The sequence below is a fragment of the Ignavibacteriales bacterium genome (genome assembly GCA_016709155.1).
Lineage (GTDB): Bacteria > Bacteroidota > Ignavibacteria > Ignavibacteriales > Ignavibacteriaceae > JADJEI01.
This window is the reverse complement of record JADJEI010000001.1, coordinates 935,541-953,147: the sequence shown is the minus strand read 5'-3', so window position 1 is coordinate 953,147 and position 17,607 is coordinate 935,541. Positions and strand designations below refer to the sequence as shown.

The following is a 17,607-nucleotide window of genomic DNA, read 5'->3' as shown; positions in this document are numbered from 1 at the left end:
GAGAAAAAATGAAAATAAAACCTTTGTACCTTTATGGAAGCTTTGCAGTTATTGCAATTTTAGCATTAATAATTTTGACTCAATTTAATGGTAGTGATAACAACTCCTCGGATATTTCCAATAAAGTAATGCCGCAGGATTCAATCCATAGTGGATTAGGAAACCCGACCGCGGAAAATCCAACGAAAGATAATGTTACCGAAAATGTAAAGCATAAACTTGAAATGTTAAAAAAAGCAGTTGATGATAATCCAAATGATACTTTAAAAATTAGAGAGTATGCGGATTTTCTTGCTGCAGCCCACAAACAAATAGATGCAATTCAATATTATGAAAGAATACTTCAAATAAACCCAAAACGAACTGACATTTATTTCTCCCTATCTTTTATTTATTACAATAATCAAAATTTTACCAAAGCTGAAGAACTGACAAATAAAATTTTATCTTATGATAAAAAAAATGTTCAAGCTCTTTATAATTTAGGCGCAATTTCTGCCAGCATTGGAAATAAAGAAAAAGCAAAAAAAATATGGGAAGATCTCCTCTCTGAATTTCCAAATTCAGAAGTCTCCGACTTGACCAAAACAAGTCTCTCGCAACTCAAGTAGAAATTATTGGCACTTTTTACTGATCGGTTGTACTAATTACCTAAATAGTTAGCAATGGTTGCTATTTTATTTTGATTTGATAAGTTTCGTTAGAGTACGAAATTTGAAGCTAAAATGACAATCATTGGTTTACTCCGTTAAGTTAACAATCAATGAAGGAAAATTAGTGGAAACTCTAATAGAAAATATTTTAACCTATGGAACGATCTTTATTCTCTTTGCTATAACAATGTTCGTCTATCTCCGAAGTCATAAAAACAAAACAAAAGTCACGGAAGAAAAAATTGAGAAAGCAAAACAGTTCGGTATTTTTGAACCGGTATCACTGCATCCGGTTGTTGATCCTGATATGTGCATTGGCAGTGGTGCCTGCATTACTGCTTGCCCCGAAAAAGACATACTTGGTTTATTTAACGGAAGAGCGAGCACTGTTAATGCTTCGAGATGCGTTGGACACGGTGCATGCTTCCACGCATGTCCTGTGCAAGCAATTACACTGTGCATTGGTACAGAAAAAAGGGGGGTTGAACTGCCCCAAGTCAGTCAGGAATTTGAGACCAGCATTCCCGGAATCTTTATCGCTGGCGAACTTGGAGGGATGGGGTTGATTAAGAATGCAGTCGAACAAGGCAAACAGGCAATGGATTATCTCAACAAAAAAATAAATAAGAATATTAAGACGCAATATGATGTGATTATTGTTGGAGGCGGTCCCGCCGGAATTTCATCTTCTTTATCGGCAAAAAAAATGGGATTGCGTTTTTTAACACTCGAACAAGATAGCCTTGGCGGTACAGTTTTTAATTTTCCGAGAGCAAAAATTGTAATGACTTCACCAATGGATTTACCTCTATACGGAAAAATAAAGCTTGTTGAAACTACCAAAACCGAATTGATTAATCTTTGGAATGAAGTGCTAAGTAAAAATAATATTCAGATAAATGAGCATGAGCGTGTCGAACAAATCCAAAAAGTTGATGATCATTTTATTGTTAAAACTTCAGTGGGTCATTATACTTGCAAAGCGGTTCTGCTTGCCATTGGCAGACGCGGTACACCACGAAAACTTGGTGTTCCTGGTGAAGAAAAGGAAAAAGTTTATTACAGACTTCTTGAACCTGAATTGATTCATCAAAAAAATATTCTTGTTGTTGGCGGTGGAGATTCCGCAATCGAATCAGCTATCCTTTTGGCAGATGAACATAACGAAGTTACTCTTTCTTACAGGAGCGAAAATTTTTCAAGATTGAAACCAAGAAATCATGAAAACATAGATACTGCAGTTAGAGAAGGTAAAATAAAGGTAATTTTCAATTCCAATGTTTCTGAAATTTTAGACACAGCAGTTATTCTCAATATTAATGATGGAAAAATTATTTCGCTCGAGAATGATTTAATTTACGTATTTGCTGGCGGTGAACTGCCGACAAAATTTTTGGAAAAAATTGGAATAACAATTACAAAGAAATTTGGCGATGCTATTCTCAAACACTCTAACTAATCATATTTCTTTTTTGAAGTGCTTGCTGCTTGTCAGTGCATTTATTTCGTTTACCAATTTTTCATTTGCACAGATATCTCCCGGTGAATTAAGTAACGCACATAAAAGTTTAGAAGGAATGAGTAATTGCACCAAGTGTCATGTGCTGGGTGAGAAAGTAAACAATTCTAAATGTCTCGACTGCCACAAAGCTGTGCAAAATTTAATTTCATCAGGGAGAGGATATCACTCAAGCAGCAGTGTCAAAGGGCAAAACTGCTGGAGCTGTCATGGCGAACATTACGGAAGAGGATTTAAACTTATAAATTTTGACGAAAATAAATTTGATCATAACAAAGCCGGCTATACTCTTGAAGGTTCGCATAAAGATTTGGATTGCAGCAAGTGTCATCAAGCTAAATTTATTTCGAGCAGCGATTTAAAGAAAAGAAAAAAAACTTATTTGGGTTTGGAAAATTTCTGTTCTGCTTGTCACGAAGACAGCCACCAAAAGACTTTAGGCACGGATTGCAAAAAGTGCCACGATACAAATAAATTTAAGCCGGCAAAGAATTTTGATCACAATAACTCTAAGTATAAACTCACCGGTTCTCACATCAAAGTTGATTGTGTAAAATGCCATCCGAGGGAGACAAGAAACGGAAAGGATTTTCAGAAATTTAAGGATGTGGCATTCTCAAGCTGTCAATCATGTCATAAAGATATTCATCAAGGTAAGTTTGGAGCTAATTGTCAAAGTTGTCACGTTACATCAAGCTTTCATCAGATTAATGAAGGAACATTTGATCACAGTAAAACCAAATACCCTCTGATTGGAAAACACAGGGCAGTGCGCTGTAATGATTGCCATAAAGATGGAATTTCTGTAAAACCTAAATTTGAAAAATGTGTTGATTGTCATTCTGATTATCACAAAGGGGAGATTGCTCTAAATAATTCTACCCGCGATTGCGTTGATTGTCACAATGTGGATGGGTTCAAGCCTTCATTATTTACAATTGAGCAGCACAAGAAATCCGCTTATGAACTTTCCGGAGCCCATTTTGCAGTGCCATGCCAGAGTTGTCATTTAAAAGAAGATAATTGGAAATTCAAAAAGCTTGGCGAAAATTGTATTGATTGTCATGAAAATGTCCACAGTAAAGAATTGTCAGAAAAATATCTTCCAAAAAATAATTGTTCCTCTTGTCACGAAACGGCAAGCTGGCGTACTATAAAGTTCGACCATAATTCAACTGAATTTAAATTATCGGGAAAACATGCTGATGTTAATTGTTCTAAATGTCACGTTAAAGTTGATGAGAACTTAAATAAGAAATACTTATTTTTGTCTTCAGATAAAAAATGCGAATCGTGCCATAATGATAAACATCAAGGACAATTTAACGAAGGCGATGAATCTAACTGTCAGCGATGCCATGCTTTTAATAATTGGAAACCGGAAAACTTTGATCATAACAAAACTAAATTTTCTCTTGCTGGTGCGCACGAAAAAGTTCTTTGTGCAAAATGTCATAAGCCTTCAGAAAAAAACGGACAAATTTTTATCCAATATAAATTAGCTGATTTTAAATGCGCATCTTGTCATTCATAATACTAACGCTGATTCTCGCAGGGACTCTGCTCGCTCAATCTCCGCACGAAAAGGACTTGAACATTGATTGTTCAAAGTGTCATAGCGAAACAAGCTGGAAAATAGATAAAGCCAAAATTATTTTTAACCACTCCGAAACAAAATTTTCTCTCGAAGGACAACACCAATCCGCTGACTGCAAGAGTTGTCACAGTACACTGATATTTAAAGATGCAGATACCGATTGTCAGACATGTCATAAAGATATTCATCAAGGCACAGTTGGTTTTGACTGCGCCCGCTGCCACACCCCTCAATCATGGCTTGTTAAAGATATGAATAATCTTCATCAGATGAGTAGATTCCCTTTACTCGGAGCTCACCTTCGAGCTGATTGCGTGCAGTGTCATTCAGGCTATCCAAATTTTACATTTGAGCCGCAGGGAACAAATTGTTTTGATTGTCACTCTGCTGATTATTTTGCGACACAAAATCCAAATCATATTGAATCCCAGTTTTCAACTGATTGTCAGGAATGCCACAACCTAAATTCACTCAACTGGGCTGCAGACAATTTTAACCATGATTTTTTCCCGCTTGTTGGCGGACACAAAATGAGTCCTTGTTTTTCGTGTCATCAACCCGGAACATTTACCAGACATTCAACCGATTGCTATGCTTGCCACAAACAAGATTATGATGAGTCGGTTAACCCCAACCATATCGCTGCGGAATTTTCGATTGATTGTACAGAGTGTCACGATATAAATGCATGGTCACCGGCAAACTTTGATCATAATCTTACTAACTTCCCATTAACAGGGAAGCATGTAACTGTTGATTGTCAGGAATGTCATGCTACCACCTTTACCGGAACACCAACGGATTGTTTTGCCTGTCATGAACAAGATTATAATACTGCAAACGATCCGAATCATATACAGGAAGCTTATCCAACCGACTGTACTCTTTGCCATAATACTGATGATTGGAACGATGCTCAGTTTGATCATAACCTTACTGCTTTTCCATTAACTGGGAAACATCTAACAGTTGATTGTCAGCAGTGTCATACGAATGGATACACTGGAACACCCACAGATTGCTTCGCTTGTCACGAACAGGATTATAACGGGACCACAGATCCGAATCACTTGCTGGAGGGCTATCCAACCGATTGTACAGTTTGTCATACAACGGCGGGGTGGACTCCATCAAACTTTGATCATAACAATACTAACTTTCCATTAACGGGAAAACATTTAACAGTTGATTGTCAGCAGTGTCATACTAATGGATACACTGGAACACCGACGGATTGCTTCGCATGTCACGAACAGGATTATAACGGGACCACAGATCCGAATCACTTGCTGGAAGGCTATCCGACTGATTGTACAGTTTGCCACACAACGGCGGGGTGGACTCCATCAAACTTTGATCATAACAATACTAACTTTCCATTAACGGGAAAACATTTAACAGTTGATTGTCAGCAGTGTCATACGAATGGATACACTGGAACGCCAACGGATTGCTTCGCGTGTCACGAACAGGATTATAACGGGACCACAGATCCGAATCACTTGCTGGAAGGCTATCCAACTGATTGCACAGTTTGCCACACAACGGCGGGGTGGACTCCATCAAACTTTGATCATAACAATACTAACTTTCCATTAACGGGAAAACATTTAACAGTTGATTGTCAGCAGTGTCATACGAATGGATACACTGGAACACCAACGGATTGTTATGCATGCCACCAACAAGATTATGAAAATTCTGTTGATCCAAATCATATTGCTGCGGGCTTCCCAACTACCTGTGAGGATTGTCATACAACGAGTGGATGGACGCCGGCAAATTTTGATCACGATGGACAATACTTCCCGATATACAGTGGTAAACACAATGGGGAGTGGAATGATTGCGCTGATTGCCATACTAATCAGGGTGATTTTTCTATTTTCTCTTGTATCACTTGTCATGAACACAATCAAGCTGATACGGATAATGAACATCAGGGGGTTCAAGGTTATATTTATCAGAGTGAAGAATGTTATGCCTGCCATCCGGATGGAAAAGCTGACGGCGCATTTGATCATCAATTCTCAAACTTCCCTTTAACAGGTGGACATCTTTCACTTGATTGTATAGCATGTCATCAAAATGGTTATGAAGGAACAAGTACGATATGCAGTGATTGTCATCAAACAGATTTTAATAACACAACGAATCCCAATCATCAGACTTTGGGAATAGCAATCACTTGCGAAACTTGCCATACTACAAATCCTGGTTGGTCGCCGGCATTATTTCCGCAACACGATCAGTACTTTTTATTAACAGGCGCACACGCACAAATATCATATGATTGCGAAAGCTGTCATAATGGAAATTATAATAATCCCCCAAACGAATGCGTTGGTTGTCATCAATCTGATTATGATGGGGCTGTTAGCCCAAATCATCAGGCAGCAGGGTTGCCAACAAATTGCGAAAGCTGTCACACCACAACTGCATGGGTTCCCTCCACCTTTAGTCATACAACAACTGGTTTTGAATTAACAGGGCAGCATGCTGTTATTCAATGTTCTTCGTGTCATCAAGGGACTGTTACCGGTCTTTCCTCGGATTGCATATCATGTCATCAGGATGATTATAATATTGCGCCTGAACATGTTGCTCAAGGCTACCCGACAAATTGCGAGATGTGTCATAATGCTTCGGCTTGGAGTGATGTTACATTTGATCATCAGACAACTAATTTTCCGTTAACCGGCGCACACCTAACTGTTACTTGTTCGCAATGTCATGCTAATGGTTTTGAAGGAACCCCAACCAATTGCGATGCATGCCATATGACGAATTATAATCAAAGTACAAATCCAAGTCATACTGCATTACAATTGCCTACCACTTGCGAAACATGTCACACTACAAATCCTGGCTGGGCACCGGCGACATTTCCGATTCACAATGATTTTTATCAATTGATAGGGGCTCACGCTGCAATTGCCAATGACTGTGCAAGCTGCCACAACGGTGATTACAACAACACACCGAACACATGTTTCGGCTGCCATGATAATGACTTTAATGAAACAAATGATCCGCCGCATGTGACTTTAAATTTTAATCACGATTGTTTGGAATGTCATACCCAAACTGCCTGGACGCCGGCTTCATTCGATCATAATTTTTATCCTATATCTTCGCAGCATAATAATGTTGACTGTGGAGAATGTCATTCACAGGCAAATTATCAGCCTCAATGTTTGAGCTGCCATCTTGATGATTTTAATGATGAGCATGATCCAGGCGATCCAACCAATTGCTGGGAATGTCATTCTACTTCAACCTGGGATGGGGCATTGTTCGATCACAATACTACTAATTTCCCGTTAACCGGCGCACATCTCACAGTTGCTTGTGAAAGTTGTCATGCTAATGGATATTCGGGAACACCTACCAATTGCGATGCTTGTCATATGTCGGATTATAAGCAAAGTATAAATCCAAGTCATTTAACATTATCATTACCAATAACCTGCGAAACATGTCACACTACAAATCCTGGCTGGGCACCGGCGACATTCCCGATTCATAATGATTTTTATCAGTTGATTGGTGCACATGCTTCTATCGCGAATGATTGTGCAAGCTGTCACAATGGGGATTACAACAATACGCCAAACACATGTTTCGGCTGTCACGATAATGATTTTAATGTAACAAATGATCCACCGCATGTGACACTGAATTTTAATCACGACTGTCTGCAATGTCATACCCAGACTGCCTGGACGCCGGCTTCATTTGATCACAGCTTTTTTCCTATATCTTCGCAGCATAATAATGTTGATTGTGGAGAATGTCATTCACAACCAAATTATCAGCCTCAATGCTTAAGCTGCCATCTTGATGATTTTAATGATGAGCATGATCCCGGCGATCCAACCAATTGCTGGGAATGTCATTCCACCTCTACCTGGGATGGGGCATTATTCGATCATAATACCACCAATTTCCCATTGACTGGCGCACATCTTACAGTTGCTTGTGAAAGCTGTCATGCAAACGGCTATTCGGGAACACCTACAAATTGCGATGCTTGTCATATCGCAGCATATAATGCAACACAAAATCCAAATCATCCGGCTGCAGGTTTGCCAACTAATTGTGAAAGCTGTCATACAACCACAGCGTGGATACCCTCCACCTTTAATCACGCGACAACCGGGTTTGAATTACAGGAGTACATTCGCAGATTCAATGTTCATCCTGCCATCAAGGTACTGTAACAGGATTAAATTCCGATTGTATCTCTTGTCATATGTCAGAATTTAAAATTGCGCCGAATCATCTTACACAGGGCTATCCCACAAATTGCGAAATGTGTCATAATGCTTCTGCCTGGAGTGATGTCACATTTGATCATCAAACGACTAACTTCCCGTTAACGGGAGCGCATCTGACAACAGATTGTTCACAATGTCATGCTAATGGTTTTGAAGGCACGCCTACTCAGTGTCTTGCCTGTCACAAAACTGATTACAGCCAAAGTATTAATCCAAACCATACTGTATTAGCTTTGCCAACAACTTGCGAGACTTGCCACACGACAAATCCTGGATGGGCACCGGCGACATTCCCGATTCATAATGATTTTTATCAGCTTGTTGGAGCGCATGCTTCAATAGCGAATGATTGCGCAAGCTGTCATAATGGTGATTATAATAATACTCCAAATACATGTTTCGGTTGCCACGACAATGATTTTAATGTAACAAATGATCCGCCGCATGTTACTTTAAATTTCAATCACGATTGTTTGGAATGTCATACTCAGACTGGCTGGACTCCGGCTACATTCAATCATAACTTTTTTACTTTAAACAATCCACATAATAATTTCGATTGTTCTGATTGTCATTCGGGTACAAACTATGATCCGCAGTGTTTAAGCTGTCAAGATGGAAGATTTTCTTGATGAACATGATCCGGGTGACAGAACTGATTGCTGGTCCTGTCATAGCACTGATGATTGGGATAATAGAAAATTGAAAATAAAAGGTAAGAGAAATAAGATTCAATGAGAAGACTTATTATAATATTAAATCTGCTCTTGCTTTTTATTTTCTCTGCGAATGGACAAGAAATAAATTTTCATGAAATAAGCGGAAAGGTTACTTATCTTTCCTCACAGAATGTTTATGTGCAATTTGAAAATACTGAAGGAATTTCAGTTGGAGATTCTTTGTTTGTCCGATCTAAAAAGAAACTGATACCCATACTGAGAGCGAATTTTATTTCATCGCGTTCTGTGGCAGGTGAATTACTTAATGAAAAAAGTGAATTAAAAGTTGGTGATGAAGTTTTTGCCCGCATCAAAACTTCAGTGCTTGAAAATCAACTTGCAGGAGTTGATTCCTCGATTGATTCAACAGTTCAAATCCTATCTGTTGAAGATTCTTTATCCACAGTAAAGTCATCTTATGTTAAAATCATTGAACCAAAAATCTCCGGAAAAATTTCAGTACAATCGTATTCTAATTTTTCCAATTTAATTTTTGATGATGATTATCAAAGGTGGAGATATTCATTTAGATTCAATGCGGAAAATATTGGCGGGGGGAAGAAGCTTGCGCGTTTATGATTTCGCTTTGAATTACAAAGTTGAAAATAATTGGGATATATGGCTTGGTCGTCATTTAAATAGAAAAGTAACCAATATTAGCACCGTTGACGGATTGCACATCGAAAAATATTTTGGAAAATTTTCTTTAGGTGCAATTGCCGGCTCTAGACCGAATTACTATGATATGGGGTACAATGTTAAATTATTCGAGTACGGTGTGTTTATTACTCGCAGCGATTCGATTGGTAAAAAAAGAATGGATAATACATTGTCTATCTTTCAGCAAACAAATGATTTTAAAACTGACCGTAGATTTATCTACTTTCAGCATACCAATAACGCTATTGATAAAACAAATATTTTTATTTCTTCCGAAGTTGATTTATTCAAACGCGAATTGGGACAGGACCAAAGCGATTTTTCTTTAACGAGCATTTATATTTCCGGAAGATATAATCCATCAAACGTGCTGTCATTTTCTGCTTCTTATGATGCAAGAAAAAATGTTATCTATTACGAAACTTTCAAGTCTTATCTCGATAGCATTATTGAAAGAGAAACGCGTCAGGGTTTTAGACTTGGAGTAAATATCAAACCTATAAATGGGCTTTTCTTCGGGTTTAATTTTGGATATCGAAGTCAGGAAAGCGATATTAAACCAAGCCGGAATTTTTCTGGCTTCGTTACATATTCGAGTCTGCCGTTAATTGAAACATCAGCAACTGTATCATACACTCGTATTATGTCAAGCTTCATTGACGGCTCGCTTTATGGATTCAGATTATCCAAGGATATTTTTAATGGTAATATTTATACTTCATTTAGTTATAGAATTACTGATTATAAATATCTCAACAATCCCGCCGCACTTAAACAAAGTTCAATCGGGCTCGATCTCTCCTCGCGAATAATTGATAATATATTTTTATCATTGGGTTACGAAGGCACATTTGAAGCCGAGAGAACATACGGACGAGTCATACTTGATTTGTCAACAAGATTCTAAAAGAGTTTTTCAATTTTCTTCTATTTAATACCTTTTCAATAATTTCTTTTCTTTCTATCTTGCCGGCAAATAATTTTTAAGCTATGAACGAATACATCGGTGCAATACATATCCATTCTATATTTTCGGACGGCTCCGGTAAAGTAGAAGAAATCACTCAGGCAGCTTCTGAAGTTGGGTTAGATTTTATCCTACTGACCGACCACAACACGCTGCGTGCACTTAAAGACGGTTTTGAAGGATGGTATAAAAACACACTGCTTTTAGTAGGCTGTGAAATCAATGATAAAGAAAATAAAAATCATGTATTAGCTTTCAATATTGATGAAACAATTTCCACAAGAACGCCTGCAAAAGATTATGTCAGGATGGTAAAAGAAAAAGGCGGTATTAGTTTTCTTGCTCATCCTCATGAAAAGCGGAATCACCTTGCCGAGCACCCTCCTTATCCCTGGGTTGAATGGAATACAACAGACTTTACCGGAATTGAAATCTGGAATCACATGTCCGAGTGGATGGAAAACCTTACCGAAGAAAATAAATATCAATCTTTCCTTCATCCATTAAAGACGATTGTTGCACCTCCACCCGAAACTTTAAAAGTATGGGACGAATTAAGTCTTAGCCGCAAAGTAGTTGGCATTGGCGGTATTGATGCACATGCTCATAAATATAATTTATTAGGTTTTGTTGAAGTCCAAATTTTTCCGTATAAAGTATTATTTAAATCAATTCGCACACACATTTTTGCTAAGGAAAAAATAAATAATAAAACAGATAAGACCTTAGCAAAAAATATTTTATATAATTCTTTAGCTAAAGGACTTTGTTTTGTTGCAAATGACTATCATGCTGATTCCCGCGGATTTAAGTTTTATGCCGAATACGATAATAAAATTTTCCAAATGGGTGAGACAATAGAATCAGAGGGAAATATTAAATTAGTAGTTGAAATTCCTAAATTAGAAGCAGAAATCAGATTGATTCATAACGGTCAATTAGTAAATTCAGAAATAGCCCGAACCATAAAATTTGATGTAAGCAAATCAGGTATTTATCGAGTTGAGGTTTTCCATCAAAATAAAGCCTGGATTTACTCGAATCACATTAGAATAGTTTAACAATTGCGCCCATAGTTCAACTGGATAGAACGTCGGATTCCGGTTCCGAAGGTTGAGGGTTCGAATAGCTTAAATTCTAATCTTTTAATCAAAGTGTTAACTGTTTTGTTAACCATTCTATAAAATTTTACCTTTATTTCAGACTACCAAAGAACAGTTTATTAAAAAAAAGCCTAAACAGAACTGAAGGGATACCACTCCCCAAACTGCTTAGGCTTCTTCAATATTCAAAATGTTTGTCAAGGTGGTATTTCTCAGTTTTTCAAAAAATTATTTATCGGGGAAATTGCTTTTCGTATTTGACTGCTTTGTCATTTAGAACTATAAATTTTATTCCATCAATCTCTAAGGTATCAAACTTTCCTTCCTGCACTGCAATATGTATTCGCTGCCTTGATATGTTTTTCATCTTACCAAAGTTCGTGAATGTTTTCAGTTTAGAAGTTTCTATTTTCATTTGGTTCAAATATAAGCATCTAATTGACTAATGTCAATAAAAATCTTTTTTATTATTTTCTTGTGAAGGTTGAATTGTTATTTTATCTAAGCAATAGGATATTTAGATTTTAACATAATATTAGGAGAGAAATCTACACTTAGATGTTAGAAACATTATCGTAAAATAATTGATCAAAAATCTCAACCAAAAGTGACCCCTATATCCCCTGAAATGAATAGGCGGGGGTTGAGATTTTATAGTAAGCATATTAAAGAATAAGCTTTTGAATTCATATATTTTTTATATCAGAAATTTATTTTATTTTGCCTTCCGAATGCAATCAGTGTATTTTACTAATAATATTTTATTGTTCGTTGCATGGGAATAAAAATGTGAAAATTGATAATCAAAAATTACTTCTTAGAATAAAGAACAAGAGGAAAATAGAATGAAACTTTTAATTGTGCTTTTATCGATAATTTTATTTACAAACATAGTTCACGCACAACAATTTACATTTGAAGGACAGCTACCCTCTTGGGGAATCGCCTACTATCTTGGGGACATAGACAAAGACAACATTGGCGATTTTATGTTATTTGATGTTGATTCTGTTGTGTTTTACGACGGAGCTTCACTCAGTAAAAAATATTCAATTATAAACTTCGGCTATTTATCAAACTTTGTTAATTATTTAAATTATTCGGAATACTTTAATCCATATATTGACTTCAATGGGAATGGTGTGCGCGATTTTATATTTTATGATTCTTTTAATGCAATCACAAGAATAATTGATCCCGTAAGTAATGAAATAATTTTTGAATATGATTCAGAGAGTGGAGCTATACGTGATAAGTTTAAAACCCTTAATGATTTTGATAATGATGGTATATTAGAACTATTGATAGTAGATGATGTTCAAGGTGAATTTTTAAATCTAATTTATTCGACTGGTGTTCCACTAACTGCAATATCGGATGACAACAACACGAGACCTATTAATTTCAATCTGAAACAAAATTTTCCAAATCCTTTTAATCCTACTACTACCATCAGATACAGTATAAATGAACCAGGGGGCTGCAAATATTCATATACGATATTAAAAGGTGAACTGATAAAAAAATTCAAAAGGAACATAATTCAGCAGGGGAATATTCTATTGTATGGGATGGAAGGAATGATATAGGAACTCAGGTTTCATCAGGAACTTATTTTTATCAGCTTGTTATTGGTTCAAATACTTCAACAAAGAAAATGATATTATTAAAATAGAGACAAATGTCGTAATAGTAATAACTAAGAGTGATTTTTTTTATGACCTCTGTTAATGAAAGTTGGCAGGGGTTTTTTATTGTAAAAATTCAACCTGATTTACCCCCATACACCCCGAAATTATGGGGCGGTGGTTGCTGCGATATTCCGGCGTATATTATACCAATATTTTTAAAAGGTAATTATGAGTCTAAATGACAGGTTCAATCTTTCGGTTAAAAAGTCCAAAATAAACGGATTAGGATTATTCTCAGAACAAAAGATAAACAAAGATGAATATTGCGAATACATACTTCCTATTATAGAGGAGGACGAATGGGATAATTTGGTTGAGGATAAAGAAAGATTTTTCTTTTTTGAAAGCATATATGATTTAAGAGAATGCAAACTAAAATATTTGAATCATTCTGAAAATCCGAATATAGATTATGATGAAGTGGGGAATAAGGTAAGGATAATTGCATTAGAAGATATTAGGCACGGCGAAGAACTAACGATTGATTACGGATGGGATGGAGAAGAAAAAAGGTTTAAATTTAAAACAATATAATTGCCAACTTGAATAATAATATGAAAGCATTTCTAAAGTCCATACCAAATAAAATTAAAGCTATTTATCTTTTATGGTTCACATTACATTTAGTATTGCTTTTAATAAATTGGAGTTTTACAGGCAGCAACTATTTAAAATATTTTTATCCGTTTAGTAAAGGAGCAGCCACAGGAGAATTTATCCTCACTTTTCCTGATTCATTTCCTCTGAGAATGGAGCAATTTGACCTAAGAGTATATGACTATTCCGAATTTATAATTTATTTAATAGCTCCTGTTGTGATTTATTTGTTTATTTATTTATGGCGAAAAAAAGATTAAGGAGATTTAAAATGTCAAATAAATTATATACAATCATCTTAGATATTACCTGTTTTATCGGAGGAACATTATTATTAATATTTAGTTTATTGAATTTTGATCATACTAATGTCTCTCGATACAGTTTTGATAATTCAATTACTGGTTACTATTATTACCAAGAAGGATATATAATTGGTGCATCAATCGGAGCAGCTTTAATTGTTTTAGGCTTTCTTATAAGAAGCTGGAGAAAGCAGTAAAAAATTCTTTTACAGACTCTCATCTTTACTTCCATAATTGCGGATAAATAGAAGGGATAAATTACTTCTGTTTATTTTTTTACCTAATTCCTTCTCCATTTCTAATATCTTTCCTTCCAAAGTTTCTCCTACCCTTTCATCAACTATTATTGTAAACGATCTATTATAATCCGGATTCAGTATTTCTTGAACTACTCGCTCTAATTTTGATATTCTGGATTCATAGTTTTTCATCAGGAGTCCTAAAAATATGTTTTAACAAGTAGCTTAATTCCTTCAAATCGTCATCCGGCAATTCAGGAATATTTTGCGCCCGCTTAATTATTTCTTCAATCGTCACACTTTTTCCCGTTTCAAGGTTGTATTCTTCAATTGCCGAAATTGCTGAATTGACTTCATCAATGCTAAAGACTCTGGAATCATTTTTAGGAATTATTTTTTTTCTAAGTTTCTCCAGCCGGATTTCATAATTTCTCATCACTTATTTTCTCCTCTACTTCTTTCAATCTATCCTCAAACTCAACATCTCTTATAAGCTGAAGGTAGCCGCTGAACATATATGTAACTGTTTTCGCATCCTCATTAGTGACTAAGCCCTTGCAGTAATCCTGAATCAATTTTGAATATGCTCGCTTTACATCCTTTACTTTTAGATACCTTACATCACGGGTAAACAATCTTAACCTGCCGGGAGTTTCTGGAATTTCCTTTACTTCAACTACTTGCAGAGAATTTTGATTTAATTTTTGCTTCATATTAACCTCTTTTTGATAAATATATCGTTCTTATTTTTGTATAATTATTTCAATTCAGATTCTTTTATCCTAAGACTTCTCTTATCCATTTCAATCTTAGTTTTTCCTAATCCACCCTTACGGTTTTTAAGAATTCCCAGCATTTGAGGAATATCGGTTTGATCAGCGTCAAGTCTTTTATCCTTTTCTTTCCATAACGCTAAAACGAAATCACTTGCTTCATCCACTGAACCGGAATCTCTTGCGCTGTTGATCTGAAGCTCGTCATACTCTGTATATTGCTTTGTAACCTGACTTAGATAGATAACAGGAACATTTAATTCTTTTGCTAAGTCTTTCATACCCCTTGCAACCCTGGAGGTTTGTTCGTATAAATCTTTTCCGCTTGATTTGACAAGTCCTAAATAATCAATTAAAACTAATCCTGATTTTCGATGATAAATATTTTGTTCCGCAAATGAAATAAGATGTTCAATCTGCTCAAGGTTCAGTCCGCTTTTAGTGATGATGTAAAAGTTAGGTAACTGATTAAATATAATATCGGCTTTGATTTGAATATCCTGATCATTTCGTTTGACTGCGTTCTCAATATCATAACCGCACAGCCCCGTTTCTATTTGTAAAGTTCTTTCATAGACTGAGGTGAGAGGCATTTCCATTGAGAAAAAGAGAATTGGTTCGCCGGATGACTTCGCATAGTTCAATCCTATATTCTGTAAAAATGCACTTTTGCCTACTGAAGTTTTCCCAAGTATGCAGCAAGTTTCACCGGGCATCAGTCCTCTTATCTTATTATCAATTGAATTAAATCCGGTCTTAACCTTGCAATGATCTATCTGAGATATGTATTCGCTGTATTTCCTGCCTGCATCTCTAAGAGAATAAATTTCGGGCTGTTCCTGAGACAAAAAACTATCATTAAAAACTCTTAAGGATTCTGCTTCTAACCTTGCATCATTCAAGGGAGGTGAATTTTTCTCATTCCATTGCCGGAGTATTTCAAGAATAAAATCATAATCAAGATTCTTTTTCCTTAATGCACCTGTTATTCTTATCAATGCACTGTGCCTGTTGCCCTCTGGAGCGCCATCTGTCAGAAGGTCAAGTATTTCATCACGCTTGGGTTTCTGCCCCTCTTTGTTCTGCTTTACGGCGTTGCGGGGTGGTGTTAAGGTTTGGGTGTTTATGTTAATCCATTTTAGATATAGCTCATTCAGAGGTTTGACCACTGCAATTTCTGAAATAGGTAATTGCTCAATGGTTCTTGGGTTCTTTGCAAGCTCTTTTATTTCATTAATACTGAAGCCATCTAACTCATCATATATTAAAGGGATTTTATAAAGACCGGACTTACTATTAATCGTATTCATCATACGGAATAATCTTTTAGATTCATAGATCGTTGCATCAATAAACTTAAAATCTGTTGAAAGGTCTTCAGCAATATTTTTATAAGTTTTATAGAAATCTTCTTTGGGCTGAGGATTATCACAGATTGCATTCATAGGAATGGAAATGTGAAAACCTTTTAAGCCGGAGAATGCAATTCTTAAATATTCAAATGGAATATCAAAAGTATGATAGAGATACATTATGAATTTGTAAGTTTCGTTTTTAACAGCTTCAAGGTCTTCACCATCAAAATCAAAAACTAATGAATCAGAAATATGTTTACCTGCATAACCTTTTATCGAGCCCGTTTTTTCAACATAAAATTTTAATTCTTCGTTATACAGGAATAAAGACCTGTAACAATCTTTACGAATACCGTTCAACTTAAATTCATTTAGGCGGTAAATCTTATTTCTGTTTTGAATTCCGCCTGTAACGAATTCGGCATAGCAATAATCTTTTAATTGATTCGACATTCTAAAATCCTCTATAAAATTGTTTTAGTATCATTATGACTTTTTCTTTTAGTGGCAGAGCAAACCATATTGAAATTATATCCTTAAGGTTTGAATTCTTTGCAAAATATTTTTTCTTTATAACCATTGCGGTTCCTTCCCTGTAAGTTCTGGTAATGATTCTGTTATTTGACCGCTTCTTTTCTTGCCCCGCAGGTCAGGATTCTTACACACGTTTCGAGATATGCAGCGAGTCTATTTTCATTCGGGAATTTGTTTTCTCTATTAAGACAGCCGTTCAGAATAGTCAGCATCTTTTCTTCACCGAGCGAGACTGAATATTTATTTAATATCGAGTAGAAAGAAGTCTCTTTGTTTACTGATTCGATAAGAGATTTAGCTAATTCAATTAGTTTATTCTTTCTTCTTGTTTGTGTCCTGTTTTCCGCCAAAGTGCTGTCCTCTTTTATTTGGTCAGCTTGATAGGAAGCCCAATTAACAATAGTTATAATGGATTTTCTGTTGTCCGATTTGTTGTCCAGATTTCCACCAGCTTTTAGCTTACTTATTTGATTTCGAAAAGTTGAAGGACTCCATTTTACAGTCTTTTGCTCCTTCGAATCTTCCGGTTACAAATTGTCCAGGTTGTAAGGAAATTATTCTCCATTAAACTTAAATTGAGTCTTTTTGTGTGTAGCTCTCATTAAGCAATAGCAC

General features: G+C 35.9%; 19 protein-coding genes. 14 read left to right on the top strand and 5 right to left on the bottom strand.

The window, feature by feature from the left end:
* Positions 1–8: 8 nt before the first annotated feature.
* The 14 genes from IPH11_04930 to IPH11_04865 all read left to right on the top strand — a co-directional run bounded on the left by IPH11_04930 (position 9) and on the right by IPH11_04865 (position 14,288).
* Positions 9–611, top strand: coding sequence for a tetratricopeptide repeat protein (locus tag IPH11_04930; GenBank protein ID MBK6913028.1), 603 nt, complete (start codon positions 9–11; stop codon positions 609–611).
* Positions 612–840: 229 nt separating this feature from the next.
* Positions 841–2,112: an NAD(P)-binding domain-containing protein gene (locus tag IPH11_04925; protein MBK6913027.1), complete on the top strand. Its 1,272-nt coding sequence runs from the start codon at positions 841–843 to the stop codon at positions 2,110–2,112.
* A gap of 43 nt (positions 2,113–2,155) precedes the next feature.
* Positions 2,156–3,706, top strand: a complete 1,551-nt coding sequence (locus IPH11_04920) for a cytochrome C (GenBank protein ID MBK6913026.1) — start codon at positions 2,156–2,158, stop codon at positions 3,704–3,706.
* Positions 3,685–7,992, top strand: a complete 4,308-nt coding sequence (locus IPH11_04915; GenBank protein MBK6913025.1) for a hypothetical protein — start codon at positions 3,685–3,687, stop codon at positions 7,990–7,992. Before IPH11_04920 ends, IPH11_04915 begins: the two co-directional genes overlap by 22 nt.
* A gap of 32 nt (positions 7,993–8,024) precedes the next feature.
* Positions 8,025–8,681 carry a hypothetical protein gene (locus IPH11_04910; GenBank protein MBK6913024.1) on the top strand — a complete coding sequence of 219 codons (657 nt, stop codon included), beginning with the start codon at positions 8,025–8,027 and terminating at the stop codon, positions 8,679–8,681.
* A 102-nt stretch (positions 8,682–8,783) separates the two neighbouring features.
* Positions 8,784–9,347 (top strand): hypothetical protein, encoded by a 564-nt coding sequence (locus tag IPH11_04905; GenBank protein MBK6913023.1) that lies wholly within the window; start codon positions 8,784–8,786, stop codon positions 9,345–9,347.
* Positions 9,304–10,335, top strand: coding sequence for a hypothetical protein (locus IPH11_04900; GenBank protein ID MBK6913022.1), 1,032 nt, complete (start codon positions 9,304–9,306; stop codon positions 10,333–10,335). The genes IPH11_04905 and IPH11_04900 overlap by 44 nt, the downstream gene beginning before the upstream one ends.
* An 83-nt stretch (positions 10,336–10,418) precedes the next feature.
* Positions 10,419–11,456: a CehA/McbA family metallohydrolase gene (locus IPH11_04895; GenBank protein ID MBK6913021.1), complete on the top strand. Its 1,038-nt coding sequence runs from the start codon at positions 10,419–10,421 to the stop codon at positions 11,454–11,456.
* Positions 11,457–12,343: 887 nt separating this feature from the next.
* Positions 12,344–13,087, top strand: a complete 744-nt coding sequence (locus IPH11_04890) for a hypothetical protein (protein MBK6913020.1) — start codon at positions 12,344–12,346, stop codon at positions 13,085–13,087.
* The gene (locus IPH11_04885) at positions 13,024–13,173 is read left to right on the top strand and encodes a hypothetical protein (protein ID MBK6913019.1); all 150 of its coding nucleotides are present in this window, start codon (positions 13,024–13,026) and stop codon (positions 13,171–13,173) included. Before IPH11_04890 ends, IPH11_04885 begins: the two co-directional genes overlap by 64 nt.
* A gap of 42 nt (positions 13,174–13,215) precedes the next feature.
* Positions 13,216–13,371: a hypothetical protein gene (locus tag IPH11_04880; GenBank protein MBK6913018.1), complete on the top strand. Its 156-nt coding sequence runs from the start codon at positions 13,216–13,218 to the stop codon at positions 13,369–13,371.
* Positions 13,358–13,723 carry an SET domain-containing protein gene (locus IPH11_04875; protein ID MBK6913017.1) on the top strand — a complete coding sequence of 122 codons (366 nt, stop codon included), beginning with the start codon at positions 13,358–13,360 and terminating at the stop codon, positions 13,721–13,723. Before IPH11_04880 ends, IPH11_04875 begins: the two co-directional genes overlap by 14 nt.
* A 20-nt stretch (positions 13,724–13,743) precedes the next feature.
* Positions 13,744–14,046 carry a hypothetical protein gene (locus IPH11_04870; protein ID MBK6913016.1) on the top strand — a complete coding sequence of 101 codons (303 nt, stop codon included), beginning with the start codon at positions 13,744–13,746 and terminating at the stop codon, positions 14,044–14,046.
* An 11-nt stretch (positions 14,047–14,057) separates the two neighbouring features.
* Positions 14,058–14,288 carry a hypothetical protein gene (locus IPH11_04865; GenBank protein MBK6913015.1) on the top strand — a complete coding sequence of 77 codons (231 nt, stop codon included), beginning with the start codon at positions 14,058–14,060 and terminating at the stop codon, positions 14,286–14,288.
* Positions 14,289–14,297: 9 nt separating this feature from the next.
* Here the strand turns inward: IPH11_04865 and IPH11_04860 are convergent, their stop codons facing one another.
* The 5 genes from IPH11_04860 to IPH11_04840 all read right to left on the bottom strand — a co-directional run bounded on the left by IPH11_04860 (position 14,298) and on the right by IPH11_04840 (position 17,342).
* A complete protein-coding gene (locus IPH11_04860) occupies positions 14,298–14,522 on the bottom strand; it encodes a hypothetical protein (protein ID MBK6913014.1) in 225 nt (74 codons plus the stop codon).
* Positions 14,509–14,766, bottom strand: a complete 258-nt coding sequence (locus IPH11_04855) for a hypothetical protein (GenBank protein MBK6913013.1) — start codon at positions 14,764–14,766, stop codon at positions 14,509–14,511. Before IPH11_04855 ends, IPH11_04860 begins: the two co-directional genes overlap by 14 nt.
* Positions 14,753–15,043: a hypothetical protein gene (locus IPH11_04850; GenBank protein MBK6913012.1), complete on the bottom strand. Its 291-nt coding sequence runs from the start codon at positions 15,041–15,043 to the stop codon at positions 14,753–14,755. The genes IPH11_04855 and IPH11_04850 overlap by 14 nt, the downstream gene beginning before the upstream one ends.
* Positions 15,044–15,087: 44 nt before the next feature.
* The gene (locus IPH11_04845; GenBank protein MBK6913011.1) at positions 15,088–16,911 is read right to left on the bottom strand and encodes a primase C-terminal domain-containing protein; all 1,824 of its coding nucleotides are present in this window, start codon (positions 16,909–16,911) and stop codon (positions 15,088–15,090) included.
* Positions 16,912–17,075: 164 nt separating this feature from the next.
* Positions 17,076–17,342, bottom strand: coding sequence for a hypothetical protein (locus tag IPH11_04840; protein MBK6913010.1), 267 nt, complete (start codon positions 17,340–17,342; stop codon positions 17,076–17,078).
* Between the last annotated feature and the right edge of the window lie 265 nt (positions 17,343–17,607).